Below are 14,399 nucleotides of genomic sequence, written 5' to 3'. Positions count from 1 at the left end.
CCGTTCTCATCCCCTCTTTTTGATAACTGAACGGAGGAAAAGCCATGCTGAAAAAATGGAAGCAGCAAAGTCCTTACCACCTCATGTTGATCCCCAGCGTTGTGCTGGTGTTTATTTTTAGCTACATCCCGTTCTATGGACTCATTATTGCGTTTCAAAAATATAACCCCGGTCTCGGCTTTAACTCGCCGTGGGTCGGATGGGATAATTTCACGCATGTATTCAATCAGCCTAACTTTGTGAGAACGATCTGGAACACCCTCTACATGTCCATATTTAAAATGCTTGGCGGCATTGTGGTGCCGGTTGTTTTTGCACTATTGCTGAACGAAGTCCTGCACAACGGGATCAAACGCACCTTTCAGACCCTCGTATATATACCGAATTTCTTGTCTTGGGTCATTATGGCGGGTATCATGCTGGATGTTCTAAGTGCGAATGGCACCGTGAATACGTTTCTGAGTTTGTTCGGCGTCAAGCCGATCTCTTTTCTCGGTACTCCTTCCATCTTCCCATGGACAATGATCGTGAGTGACATATGGAAGGGTTTCGGTTTTGGAACGGTCGTTTATCTGGCGGCTTTAACCAGCATTGACCCCGGACTATATGAAGCCGCAGTGATCGATGGAGCCAAGCGTTGGAAGCAAACACTCTATATCACCCTGCCCCTACTCATGCCAACGATTGTTCTGATGTCTGTGCTTTCCCTTGGAAACGTGTTGAATGCCGGTTTCGACCAGATTTACAATCTCTACTCTCCTGTCGTTTATCAGACCGGTGATATTATCGATACTTATGTCTATCGTCTGGGGATACAGCAGGCCCAATATTCCATTGCGACCGCCGTTGGATTATTCAAATCCGTGATCTCCTGCATTCTAGTCGCTGTCTCTTACATTCTAGCTTACCGCGTGGCGGGTTACCGTATCTTCTAAGGAGGGCATATTCGCATGATCTATGATAAAAGTATAAGCAGACGCGTGTTTCTTATTATAAATTACACCATCCTGCTGACCATCTCGCTACTCTGTGTGTTGCCATTTGTGAATTTACTCGCTGTGTCCTTCAGTAGCAGTTCAGCGGTATCGGCTGGTAGTGTTACCTTCTGGCCTGTCGAGTTCACAACCAAAGCTTATGAGTTTGCCCTTTCTGGTGGCGCGTTTTATTCCTCGCTATGGGTTGCCATCCAGCGAACGGTTCTGGGCACGCTTGTGAATCTGGTGTTAATTGTGCTAACAGCCTACCCTCTATCCAAAACCAAACAGAAGGTGATGGGGCGCAACGTCTACATGGGATTTTTTATCGTAACGATGCTGTTTAGCGGCGGTTTAATCCCGACGTATCTGGTTGTGGTGAAAATGGGACTGATTGATTCCATCTGGTCTCTGATTCTGCCAGGAGCGCTCCCCGTGTTCAGCATGATTATTCTGATGAACTTTATTCGTGGACTTCCTGAAGAGATCGAAGAATCGGCTATCATTGACGGCGCAGGCCCTCTGCAAGTGTTGATCCGCATTATGCTGCCGCTTCTCAAACCTGCGCTCGCGACGGTTGGATTGTTCAGCATTGTGGGTCACTGGAACTCCTGGTTTGACGGCATTATCTATATGAATAATCCAGCCAACTATCCGTTACAGAGCTATTTGCAGACGCTGCTTCAAAGCTTTGAGCAGATGATGCTGAAATCCGGATCGGATTACACGCAACTGTTATCTATGATGAATGCCCGGACAGGGAGAGCCGCGCAGATGTTCCTCGGTGCGATACCGATTCTCCTGATCTATCCGTTCTTGCAAAAGTATTTTACCAAAGGACTGGTACTCGGCAGTGTTAAAGGTTAAAGTGTGACATCAAGGGCCACTTCACATCCGACTGTCTAATCCACATTCACTTGTTATCTGGTAAACAGGAGATCGCTGGAAGCAGAATTGCAAACGTTGTTCCTTTGCCGACCTCACTTTTTACCTGTATCCCATACGGCTCACCGAAGTGAAGTTGAATACGCCGTTGTACATTATAGAGGCCTATCCCCCGGCCTCCATTTCCTGTTTCATGCTTTTCCTCCATCAAGCTTCGTACCATGCTCTGATCCATGCCGGCTCCATTATCACAAACTTCAATGCAGATGTCTTCCTCCTGAGATCCTATTCGAATCGTAATTACGCCATCCTCTTCGATCTCGGCCAGACCGTGAAAGAACGCGTTCTCGACGATGGGCTGCAGGATCATTTTAGGCATTGCATATTGTAGCAGGTTCTCATCGATCTCATATTTCATCTGAATACTGCCATAATATCGAACATTTTGGATAGTCACGTAATGTGCAATGTGAGTTAATTCTTCACGAATCATCACGAGGCTTCCATCAGACTTGGTGGCATATCGGAGCATAGAGATCAGTGCATCGGTCATATCTACAATTTTGTCGGCCTGTTGCATGGAAGCGATCCATTTCACGGAGCCTAATGTATTATACAGAAAGTGCGGGTTAATCTGATCATGCAGTGCCCGCATCTCGGCAGCGGCTTTCTCGATCTCTTCCTGCTGCATGCGTTCCACCATTCGTTTCAATTCATGGGACATTCGGTTGAATCTGGTGGATAAATGGCCAATCTCATCACGAGAGCGAATATCCTGCACCTGCTCAAATTGCCCCTTTTCGACAAGACGTATATTGTTTAACAGTTTTTTGATGGGACGTGTAATGACGTGAGACAGGAAAATGGAGATCACCGCAGCGAAAAGTGACATGACGATCGCTAGCGTTACGAGGTTTTTACCTAGTATTCTACCATCGGCAGTTAGCTCTTCCAGCGGCATATAGACATATGTAGTCCATTTCTGCTGACTAAGCGGACTCTTTACCACGACGTTGGTTGCTTCGGATGGACGAACGTTATCCCGAAACAAGGTGCCAATTAACTGGTCGTTGACGTTGTAAACGATTTTTTCGTCTTCATCGATGATCATGAATCTGGATCGGAGTCCTTCCTGCAAGTTACGATTGACGATTTCGATAAATTTAATATCGATGCTAACCACCATCACGCCAAGCAATTTGCCATTCGTGACATCATGAATTTTTCGTGCATGGGACACGGCGAGTACTTTATTTTCCAGTTGCTTGTCAACCCGGGTTGTTAACGTGATCGTACGCTCGTCCTCATGCATAAACTTCTTGAACCACAGCTCATTTCTCACATTGAAGGCCTTGTCAATCGGTTGATGTGGACTTACAAACAGATCTTCTCCTCCGTTCATATTGTAGAGATAAATGGAAAATACACGATCCTTCATCATGATGTAATTCATTAATATGTTATATGCCGAGATTTCGTTTTCTTCATTACTTACACGCAGAAAATCCTGGATCGGAAAGCTGCCTTCATGGGTAGCAGATAAACTGTCGCTGAGTCCATTACTGGCGAGCAACGTGATCTTTTCGATTTCTTTCAAAAACTCGTCGATGCGAATGTTCGTCTGTTTGGTCAAGTCGCTGAGTAATGTATTGTAATTCTGTGATAATAACCTTTCGGAAGAGTAGTACGAATTAATAGTCATCACAACGACAGGAAAGATGATGACGATCATACAGATCACCATAATCTTGTATTTAATCTGAAAAGGCCGCTTATATTTCATCGATCACACCTCTATTTCCGAATGGCATGCACATGCTGCTGTTCCCGATATTCCTCTGGCGTAAGCCCTGTGTTCTTTTTGAAAATCTTACTGAAATACGTGTAGTTGTGATACCCGACTTTATCGGCAATTTCATATATTTTCAGCTCTTTGCTGAGGAGAAAAGCCTTCGCATGATCAATCCGAACCCGGGTCAGATACGAGATGAAATTTTCCTTCTTCTCCTGCTTGAACAAACGGCTTAAATAGGACGGATTCACGTTAATCTGGCTAGCTACACTTTGCAATGAAAGATCCTCTGCATAATAACGGTTGATGATGTCTATTGCGAGGTCTGTGTATTTGAGCTCGTGCGTGACCTGGGAGCTGGTGCTAAATGTCTCGGTGATATACGTCAGCACATTCTCATGGATATCCTCCCAATGCTCCCCGTTCAGGACAATCTCATAGGGGGATTTCTCCGTCATGGAAAGCTTGCTTCGTGATGTGCTGTTCAGCAAATGGGCGTGCATTGTTTCGAGCAACGTAAGGTATTGCTTGCGGATACTGTTCTCGCCTGCCCTTACGGTCTTCAGGTCAATGTAGATTTCTTCAAGAAATTGCCGGGCTTTCTCCTTATTTTTGCTCATACAAATTTTCATGAATTGTTGCTCCTGCTGAGGACTCAGCAGATGTTCAACGTCTTCCCTACTGGGGGTTTCACGTATATCCTCAACATACAGGATCTGGCTTTCACCCGTAAAAAAACGTTCCTTAAGCGCAAATTCTGCCTCCTGACAAGCCTTCCGCAGCGACACAAAGCCGAAACTAATCGAACTTACTCCCGCTGTAAGTGACAGGTTCATAAAATCCTTAAGGGAAGTGAGTACTTTACGAATCAGCTTGTTCAGGTCAGCATGTGCATCCCGGTCAGATCGAACATTAACCACTACCCAGTATTCGGACGAGCTTTCCACAAAAATCTCCTTTGCCCACCGAGATGGAATAACCTCTTCCATAATGTTGAGTATCGAGAAACGGAGCAGCTTTTCCCCTTTTTCAATATACTTGCGTTTGACCTTCTCATAATGATTAACGATGAATTTGATGACCACTAACTGGTCTGACTGGATACGAAAATGGAGTTCCTCCGCTTTGGAAAACATCTCTTTTTCATGGATGAATCCGCTCACAATATCTTGGAAAAAGCTATCCTTCAAATATCGGATACTCTTGGAATAATCGGAGGATACATAGGGTAAGGCGTTAAATGGATGGCGTTCACTTTGCAGCTTCTCCCGTATATTTGTCAAAAGCTCGATAAGCGATTGCTCGTTAATTTCGCTTTTAATTAAGTAATCGGTGGCACCGAACTTTAAAGCATTTTTCACGTAATCTAATTCATCGAAATTGCTCAGAATGACGAATTTACAGCTTTTTAACGATGGGGATAATGCTTTGATTAACGCTAATCCGTCCATTACGGGCATTCGGATGTCTGTAATGATCAAGTCAGGTACCTTTTCAAGCGCAAGCTCCAGTGCTTCTTTTCCATTACTAGCCTCACCTGTTATACAAAAACCGTATTCTTCCCAGTTCAGCATGGAACGAATGCCCACGCGCATTAGCAATTCGTCCTCCACAATCATCAGTTTATACATGGAAGTCCTCCAAAGTTGGTTATTTATACACGAGCCATCACCCAAAAGATTGAGGGGCAGGTGCATTCTATCTTGTACTTTATTCGGACTGTATGCATGAAATCCCCTTAAACGGTTAGAAAAATGATCAGAAAAACGATAAAAAATACACAACAGATTAGAAAACAGATAAAAGACCGCCAAAGTTGGCGGTCTGCATGGTTCGCATTATTGCTCTCTAGGAATGTCGAGAATACATGAATACTTGCTGAGGCAGGTGTTCTCATTTCTACAACCATTAGGTCATAGCCGGGCTACTGCCCTTTAATCGTTCGATATTAATATGGATATAGCACTTTTGGATTCCATGTATACAACAAGGCTTTCTTGATCTTGCATTTCAATCTTAACCTGTTTGCCTTCTTGCCCATCGTTAAACAGTACCAATGCTGTGCTTCCGTCAGTATTGCGAAAAGCTACCGTGTATATGGAATCGTCGCTGGATACCGATTGGATTTGAACCGCTTTAGGGCGAATCAAAGCACTGAAATGAGCCAGCGCGTAATAATCCAGCGTGTAGACAAGTTCTCCCGTCTGCTGATTAATCTGCACAATTCCACGGCACGTGCTCTGTCCAAAACCCGGCACCGTAGGGCCATTGTGTTCATCCAGTGCCATATTCCATAGCACGAGTGACTTGCTATAGTTTCGCAAAATCTGAATGCCCGTTCGGATCACATTGGAGAACGCCTGTTCAAATGGCGGAATCCATTCCCCGCCAGAGCCTTCGGTGAAATGAACTTCTTTTCCCGCAAAAGCTTCGTGTACTTTGGATTGGGCTGACGCATCTCCCCCGTACCAATGCCATGCCACTCCATCCACAGCTTCTCCTGCCTGCTCCAGAACGGTCAGCGGATAATCCGGACGATCCCAATTGTGATCATAACACAGAATTTTGGTGTCAAGGTTGTTGCGTACAAAAGCTGGCTTGAGATGATCGACAATGAACTCGGCTTGCGCCTCAGCGGGCATCAGCATGCCCGGATAATGTCCCGGCTCATATAAAGCCTCATTTTGCGGGGTGATTGCATAGATCGGCAGACCATGAGCTGCATAGGACTGAATATATTTTACAAAGTACTCCGCATATGCCGAATACCACTCAGGCTTGAGCTGGCCTGTAATCATGGAGCCGCTTGTTTTCATCCAGCCGGGTGCGCTCCACGGCGAAGAGAACAGTTTCAGCTCGGGATTCAGTGAAAGCGCCTGCCGGGTTAACGGAATAATGTCCTCTTCATCATGCAAAATGCTAAATCCGGCTAATTCCGGGTCTGTCTGATGGTCAGGCAGATCGTTATAACTGTATACCGTGCGGGCATAATCCGAAGCGCCCATCGGGTTGCGGATCACCGACAATCCGATCCCTTCTGTCGGATGGAACAGCCGTGTCATCACTTCCGTCCGTTGTTCGTCCGTTATCTTTTGATTCATCAGATATGCCGCAGCATCTGTAAACGACGCTCCAAACCCGTCCGTCTCCTGATACGTTTGGCGATCATCCAGTTGAACGGTTACGGCCATCGAATCAGCGTCCATGGACTTGATCGGATTGTATTCCTCGGGAGGAACAAGACGAAACAGGTCATTTTCCCCCGTAGTTTTGAACATTTTAAATGTTGTCATCGCAAAGCCTCCTCATTATTGCATGCCTAATTTCTCTTTATTCTGCTTCATCTTCTCGCTACGGATCTTCACAATGTCAGGCCAGCGATTTTCCTCCAAGAACGATTGATATGCCGCGAGGGCATTGTCAAACGAGGCATCATCCTTTGAACGCAACATGCTTACCAGTGTTGAGTTCCATTTGGTGTTAATGGCGGACAATGCGCGAGCTTCCGGTGTTCCCAGGTTTGGATTGATATTTTCCAGAATAAAATGAGGGGTCAACTTGCCTTTACCCCATGCTTGCATTTGTTTAATCGCCTCCGGGAAGGCATCGGCACTCAGCGCCTTATGACGGTCATGACCGAAAAACATAAATTCACCCAGGCGATATTCCTTCTTGAATTGGTCCGCATTATGCAATTGCATGTCCTTCACGGCCGGAAGTAATTCAACTGTACCGTCATCTTTTTTCTTAAACGTCTCTCCTTCAATTCCATAGTTCATCAGAATTTGGCCTTCTTCACTCAGCAAATACGTGAAAATTTGCATCGCTTTAGCCGGGTCTTTGGCATCCTTGGAGACGAAATTAATCATCCAGCCTGTAATACCGGACTGATTCAGTGTTGGTACATTGCCCTTGGTACTTTGCGGCCCATCAATGGCGATGTACTCTTTGCCTTCGTTGTCACTCATGTAGATCTGAAGGTTTCCGCCCTGTTGAGGTGTACCGTCGAGCAGCATCGCCGCATATTTGCCGGATTTCACCTTTTCTTCAAAGGCTGTACCGTCATCCGCAAAACTGTCATCACTAATATTGCCGTCTCTGTATACAGCGTTTAAGGTTTTCAGCCAAGTCAGATAATCTTCGTCCAGATTGCGGTCATAGAACTCTCCGTTTTCCGTCTCCAGGGGTACGCCGATAAAATCCTGTAACGCATCGCCAAGCGAACCGGTGCCTCCACCGATGGCGTTAAAGCCAAACGGAATGAGCGACGGGAACTTTTCCTTGATCTGTTTCATCACACTCTGGAATTGCTCCGGTGTTCCCATGACTGGACTGCCTAACGCTTCATATACATCCTTGCGGATGATAAAGGCGGTCTTGGCTGGAATGTTACCGCTATCATAATCCGCTTGTGTGTTGGAATAATTCGGATAACCATAAGTCTTTCCATCTGTTTGCTGGAACCACTTCATCGTGTCCGCAGCCGCAACCTTGTTAAAATACGGATCGTATTTCTCAGCCAAATCATTCAGAGGTATGGCCCAGGTTGATGCTTTGCTCACGACTTGCGAATTGGAATCAAACACCGTCAGCAGGTCAGGCATATCTCCGCCGGCAAAAAAGGTATTTAATTTGGTATCATCGCCTGTAATAAATTTAATGTTAATGTTCAAGTCTTCCTTAATCTTTTTGGTGACGATATCTTTGCCAAAATCGGTATTCCACCAGTCGGCATTAACGTACCAGGTCAGATCGGTCACTTCTTCCTTTTTATCGAGCTGCCATGCTGGTTTCTCCGGATCAACCGTATAGCGATTTTCGATGGATACCCAGTTTGCTTCACTCGATCCATCGGAACCACCGCTGCATCCCGTAATCATTAATACAGCTGTCAGTAAAGCTGCACATCCTTTAACCCCTCTTTTGCCCAGTACCCGGTGAATAGTAAACATGTGTTTTCCCCCTCGTAGTCGAATATAAATCGTTGATGTGAATCTATCGTTTTACTCCTTAACTGCCCCAAGCATCATGCCTGAAATGAAATATCGTTGCAACAAAGGATAGATCAGCACAATTGGCAATGTGGTAATGACGATGGTGGCAAGCTGCACCCCTTTGGTTGTTGTTTCAATCACGACAGACCCGCCCACGTTCTGCATGGACTGTGTCTGGGATTGCACAATAATTTCATATAACATCATCTGTAATGGGTACAGCGATTGGTCTGTGATATACAGTTTGGTCGTCATAAAATCGTTCCACTGCCCTACCCCGTTAAACAGGGCAATCGTTGCCATTGCCGGCATGGATAGCGGGATAAAGATTTTGAGAAAGATATGCCAGTCTCCGGCCCCATCCATCTTCGCCGATTCTTCGAGTGAATCCGGTACATTACGGAAGAAATTCATCAGGATGACGACATCGAAGAAACTGAACAAAGCCGGAATAATATACACCCAGAAGCTGTTCAGGAGACCTAGTGCCTTGATGAGCAAAAAGGTTGGAATCATGCCGCCGGAGAAAAACATGGTAATTACACCCATGGCAACATACAATTTGCGTCCTCTCAGGTACTTCTTGCTCAGTCCATATCCGACCATGGCACAGAAGAATACGTGTGTTACGACACCGATCATGGTTTTGGACACAGAGATGAAGAACGCCTGCCAGATGTTTGAATCATTAAACACCGCTCGGTAATTTTCTAGCGAGAACTCAGGTGACCAGAAGATGAATCCGCCTTCTGCCAGTGCTTTGCCTGAACTAAAGGACGAGATGATAACATTCCATAGCGGAATAATAATGACGATGGTACAGATTATTAAAAAAATGATATTGAGCGTATCAAAAATCCGGCTGTCCAGATCTTCTTTTGCCGCTTTTCCGTTCATGAGGGAACCTCCTTCTACAGCACAGACTGGTTGTCGTTTAGCTTGCTAGTTATTTTGTTTGCAGTGACGAGCAGAATTACAGAAATGATGGAAACACCCAAACCTACGGCGGTAGCATACGAGAAATCGCCTTGCGACATCCCCATACGATAGACATAGGAATTAATGACTTCTGCCTTCTCACGGTTCTGTGAGTTCATAAGCACCAGCGTTTGGTCCAGATTCGAACCCAGCAATCCGCTGACCGTCAAAATCAGATTCAGGCTGATAATGGATTTCATATTAGGCAAGGTGATATTCCATATCTGACGCATCCGGCTGGCTCCGTCGATTTTGGCGGCCTCATAGTACGTAGGATCGATCTTGGACATGATGGCGAGATACAAAATGGTGCCCCAGCCAGCCTCCTTCCAGATATCGGATAACGTGGCGATCCACCAGTACTTGCCCGCGTCCAGCAATATGTTTTGCGGCTGTGATATGATGCCAAGACCGAGCAGTAGTTCATTGAACAAGCCGGTTGTGGAGAACCAGGTGATAAGCATACCGCCCAGCACGATCCATGAGAGAAAGTGAGGTAGATATGAAACCGTTTGCACGAATTTCTTGAATCGTCCGCTGTTCAGCTCGTAAATCATAATGGCCAGAATAATCGGAATGACAAACCCGATCCCTAGCTTCAAAAAGCTGATGCCCAGCGTATTCACAACAGCATCCCAGAAGTATTTGTCTGACATGATGATTCTGAAGTTATCCAGCCCCACCCATGGGGCACTGGACAGTGTATCAATGACGGTGTAATTTTTGAACGCAATCGTTAATCCGTAGATCGGTATGTAACAGAAAACAATCATGAATAGAATGCCAGGTAGAACCATGGACTGGATCTCCCATTGTCTGGCGAAATCGACCCAGAACGTATTGAACCGTTGCTTGAAATGTTTTTTGCCACCGGGTTTAAGAGGTTGCTGCTGCCTGTCTGCTGTAGTCGTCAAGTGACTCATCCTTCGTTGCTCCCCTCTGTATGTGTCGATAGATGCATGTATTCCGATTTATAAAAACGTTTTTATTTTATCCAAAAAAACTCCCTTCTCTGTAATATAAAATGAAAAATGGACCCGATGGGCCTCTCACCCGTTATTTACGGCCATCCCTCCGGTTGTTCATTTTCACATGACTTGAACCGCGTACAATAAGTTCCCCAGATAACTTTTGCGCTATTCCTTGTTCCTGTCCCTTGATCATATTGACCAATTGCGTGACAGCTAGAATGCCTTGTCTTGCAATTTGGTTCCGAACGGTTGTTAAGGGTGGAGAATAATACGGAGCGATATCGATATCATCGAATCCGACTACACTGATGTCACTCGGAACCTCATAACCATGAGATTTTAATGCCTGTATGCATCCGATCGCACTCAGGTCATTGCCGGCGAGAAAGGCATCAGGCAACTTGCCTGGATGCTTATGAATGAAGGATTTGATGGCACTGTAAGTGGCCTCTTCTTCAAAGTACCCTTGAATAATGTAATCCTCATCGACTGGAAGTTCATATTCTCGAAGGGCCGCCAGATATCCCTCCCGGCGCTGTACACTGTCAAACATCTCATCTACACCGGAGATATAGGCAATTTTCTGATGACCAAGCCCGATCAGATATTTGGTTGCTTCATAACTGGCTACGTAAGAGTCAAAGATGACACTTCCCATTCGTTCGCTCTCATACACACGATCCAGGAAAACAGCTTTAATCTTGTCTTTTTCCATCGACAAAATATCCTGTTCATCAATTCGAAGCTCTTCGTAGATAATTACCCCATCTACCCGTCTACCGAGAATATTGCTCATAATCACATGTTTATCTTTGGTTACAAACACATTGAGTCCGTAACCGAGACGGTCACACTCACGCGACATGGCCTCGACTAACTTGTAAAAATACGGACCCGACACACTTGTCGTGAAGAAACCAAGCATCTTTGTCTGACCTGACTTCAACAGTTTCCCATTCAGATTGGGAATGTAGTTTAAACGTTCCGCCACTTTGAGCACATGGGACTTCGTTTCCGGATTCAGTACATCCACACCATTTAAGGCATTTGAAACCGTAGAGATCGAGACACCGGCTTCCCGTGCAACATCTTTAATTGTGATTTTTCCCATACATTCAGGTTCCTTTGCTATTAAAACGTTTTTATACATTCAAAATAGCATAAAACCGTTTTCAATACAACACTTAACTTTTCAAGTTTGTATAAAAGAAAACCGCTGATCTTCATTGATCAGCGGCTTCATCTCTTGATCTTATACTGCTCCGAGGGTGAATTGATTTATTGAATATAAGTTATTCACTCGAACGACATTAGGATTCAAGTTCATTTTATTTAAATGAAACGGTATATATTTGTCCTTTTTGCGTTGGCAGACTAACTTGATCGTCTTTCTCCTGAACGGTTTGTACAACCGTATCCCCTTGATATACTTTCAAGCCAGGCTCAACCTGCAAATAACATGTGTTGCCTGTATGCGAGAGGATTTCTGCTTCAAGCAGCTTACCGTTCTCCCAACTTAGGCTAACCTCAAACCCGCCTCTTGCTCTCAAACCTTTAACCGAACCTGTAGACCAGCGTTCAGGCAATGCTGGCAGGAAATCCAGATACCCTTGATGAGATTGCAGCAGCATCTCGGCAATACCTGCGGTTGCCGCAAAGTTTCCATCGATCTGAAATGGCGGATGAGCATCAAACAAGTTCGCGTACACGCCGCCCTGCTCATGTTTGCTTGGCTCGTAGGCTTTAACGAGTGTTAACAAATTGGAGATAAGCTGTTCAGCGCGATTCCCTTCTCCAAAGCGAGCCCATAAACCGATTTTCCAGCCAAGACTCCAGCCTGTACCACCGTCACCACGAATTTCAAGTGAAGTGCGTGCAGCCTGCATCAGTTCAGGAGATTTTTTCTTTGTAATCAGTCTTCCCGGGAACACACCAACCAAGTGGGATACGTGGCGGTGCTGCGGATCTTCTTCTGTGAAATCCTCGCTCCATTCCTGAAGGCGCCCTTTTGCGTCGATCTGCAAAGGCAGCAGTTGTTCTCTCTTCGCTCGCAGGAGTTCCACGAATTCCGCATCTGTTTGCAACACTTCAGCTGCTTGAATACAGTTTTCGAACAGCTCGGCAATGAGGGAAATGTCCATTGTAGTTGCCTCACTGACAGCTGTATGTTCTCCGTTAATGATAAATTTCATCTCTGGTGACGTTGATGGTGATGTGATCAAATGTCCTTCTTTATTCTCAATGAGCCAGTCGAGACAGAACAAGGCGGCATCCTTCATCAGTGGATAACCGGTCTCCTGCAAAAACTCTTTATCCTCTGAGAACGCATAATGTTCCCACAGATGCTGCGTCAGCCATACGCCGCCCATCATCCACAAAGCCCATGACGGGTCACCGGCACCATAATCTCCTACAGGGGCTGTTTGTCCCCAGATATCCGCATTGTGATGGGCTACCCAGCCTCGAGCACCATAATTTACTTCAGCTGTTTTCCGTCCGTTTTCCGCCAGTTTTCCAATAAAATCAAGTAATGGTTCATGCAGTTCAGCCATGTTACACGTCTCCGCAGGCCAATAGTTCATCTCTGCATTAATATTCAGTGTATAATTGCTACTCCAAGGCGCACGTGTTTCCTGATTCCAAATTCCTTGCAAGTTCGCTGGCAACGTTCCTGGTCTGGAGCTGGCGATCATCAAATAACGGCCATAGTTGAACAACAACTCGACTAACCCTGGATCACTGCTACCGTATTTCTCGATGCGCTCATCTGTAGGCATGTCCTGCGGAGCAACACTTTCACCTAAGTGTAATTGCACACGATTAAACAGCGCTTGATGATCCTGTACATGACGTTGACGCAATTCTGTATAATCACGAGTCATAATCTGCTTAATAACGTCCGCAGTCTTCTCTTTCGGGGAGGTTACGCTGTCCCCTTTTTGACTAGACGATACATAACTTGTAGCCCCTGCAAAGTAAATGACCGCTTCCGTTGCACCCACGATTTGCAGTCCGCCACCGCTTGAATGCAGTGTACCTCCAGTTTGAGATACCGCAAGTCTGCCATGGAAAGTCATCGCACGACTAGTTGCTACATCTCCGTAACGGACAGGCACTTCAACATCGTGATAGTTCGGTGACACATACTCCGGAGCAGTTCCGGACAGTTCATATTGAGCATTCGCAGCAGAAGTTTCGTGTCTCAGCGGACTGCTCAGCCTAGTATGAAAGTTAAGTCTTCCTTCTTTGCTTGCGGTTAAACGAATGACGATACCCTGATCGGGATGGGAAGCAAATACCTCCCTGTCATATCGTACTCCACCAATTTCATAGGAAACGCTTACAACACCTGTAGATAAATCCAGCTTGCGCTGATAAGTTTTTCGTTCACATAATTGTCCGTGTTCCATCACAAGTTCCAGATCACCAAATGGCAGGTACGATTGTGTAAAAGGCCCCATCATTTTTTTGCTAAGTTGATCCGCTTCTACGTACTGTTTACGGGCAATTAAATCCCTGATTTGAGGCAATACTTCACGAGCCTCCGGGTTATTCCAATCCTGCGCATAACCTGACCACAACGTGTCTTCGTTCAATGCAATGCGTTCTTTTTCGATACCGCCAAAGACCATTCCGCCCAACTTGCCGTTACCTATAGGCAGTGCTTCAACCCAATAGGTGGCTGGAGTGCCAAACTGAATATTCATGCTGATCGTTACCTCCGAATGCACTTGATTTTTGGACAAACTCTATTTTTACTTGCTCAGGAATCATTATAACTTTCAATGCAAAGGGAAGATATATA

General features: G+C 45.5%; 10 protein-coding genes. 2 read left to right on the top strand and 8 right to left on the bottom strand.

Annotated features, from left to right (window positions below; translation table 11 throughout):
- Positions 1 to 44 precede the first annotated feature (44 nt).
- Both M3629_RS07765 and M3629_RS07760 read left to right on the top strand, forming a co-directional pair.
- On the top strand, positions 45 to 935 hold the full coding sequence (locus tag M3629_RS07765) for an ABC transporter permease (RefSeq protein ID WP_251503805.1): 891 nt from the start codon (positions 45 to 47) through the stop codon (positions 933 to 935).
- A gap of 15 nt (positions 936 to 950) precedes the next feature.
- Complete coding sequence (locus tag M3629_RS07760) at positions 951 to 1,841, top strand: carbohydrate ABC transporter permease (protein WP_090916140.1); 891 nt, start codon at positions 951 to 953, stop codon at positions 1,839 to 1,841.
- A 46-nt stretch (positions 1,842 to 1,887) separates the two neighbouring features.
- On the opposite strand, the gene M3629_RS07755 is transcribed toward M3629_RS07760, so the two are convergent.
- The 8 genes from M3629_RS07755 to M3629_RS07720 all read right to left on the bottom strand — a co-directional run bounded on the left by M3629_RS07755 (position 1,888) and on the right by M3629_RS07720 (position 14,301).
- A complete protein-coding gene (locus M3629_RS07755) occupies positions 1,888 to 3,642 on the bottom strand; it encodes a cache domain-containing sensor histidine kinase (protein ID WP_251503803.1) in 1,755 nt (584 codons plus the stop codon).
- A gap of 11 nt (positions 3,643 to 3,653) precedes the next feature.
- Positions 3,654 to 5,282, bottom strand: a complete 1,629-nt coding sequence (locus tag M3629_RS07750) for a response regulator (RefSeq protein ID WP_251503801.1) — start codon at positions 5,280 to 5,282, stop codon at positions 3,654 to 3,656.
- Positions 5,283 to 5,585: 303 nt separating this feature from the next.
- Complete coding sequence (locus M3629_RS07745) at positions 5,586 to 6,944, bottom strand: glycoside hydrolase family 30 protein (RefSeq protein ID WP_251503799.1); 1,359 nt, start codon at positions 6,942 to 6,944, stop codon at positions 5,586 to 5,588.
- 15 nt (positions 6,945 to 6,959) lie between these two features.
- Entirely contained in the window at positions 6,960 to 8,603 is a 1,644-nt protein-coding gene (locus M3629_RS07740) for an extracellular solute-binding protein (RefSeq protein WP_251503797.1), read from the bottom strand.
- 51 nt (positions 8,604 to 8,654) lie between these two features.
- Positions 8,655 to 9,542 carry a carbohydrate ABC transporter permease gene (locus M3629_RS07735; RefSeq protein WP_154888904.1) on the bottom strand — a complete coding sequence of 296 codons (888 nt, stop codon included), beginning with the start codon at positions 9,540 to 9,542 and terminating at the stop codon, positions 8,655 to 8,657.
- A gap of 14 nt (positions 9,543 to 9,556) precedes the next feature.
- Positions 9,557 to 10,546: an ABC transporter permease gene (locus tag M3629_RS07730; protein ID WP_423246125.1), complete on the bottom strand. Its 990-nt coding sequence runs from the start codon at positions 10,544 to 10,546 to the stop codon at positions 9,557 to 9,559.
- 133 nt (positions 10,547 to 10,679) lie between these two features.
- Positions 10,680 to 11,705, bottom strand: coding sequence for a LacI family DNA-binding transcriptional regulator (locus M3629_RS07725; RefSeq protein WP_154888906.1), 1,026 nt, complete (start codon positions 11,703 to 11,705; stop codon positions 10,680 to 10,682).
- 217 nt (positions 11,706 to 11,922) lie between these two features.
- Positions 11,923 to 14,301 carry a glycoside hydrolase family 95 protein gene (locus tag M3629_RS07720; protein WP_251503795.1) on the bottom strand — a complete coding sequence of 793 codons (2,379 nt, stop codon included), beginning with the start codon at positions 14,299 to 14,301 and terminating at the stop codon, positions 11,923 to 11,925.
- Positions 14,302 to 14,399: the final 98 nt, after the last annotated feature.

The sequence above is a fragment of the Paenibacillus polysaccharolyticus genome (genome assembly GCF_023714295.1).
Taxonomy (GTDB): Bacteria; Bacillota; Bacilli; order Paenibacillales; family Paenibacillaceae; genus Paenibacillus; species Paenibacillus polysaccharolyticus_A.
The sequence above is the reverse complement of the archived record's forward strand: the minus strand, read 5'-3'. Positions and strand labels throughout refer to the sequence as shown.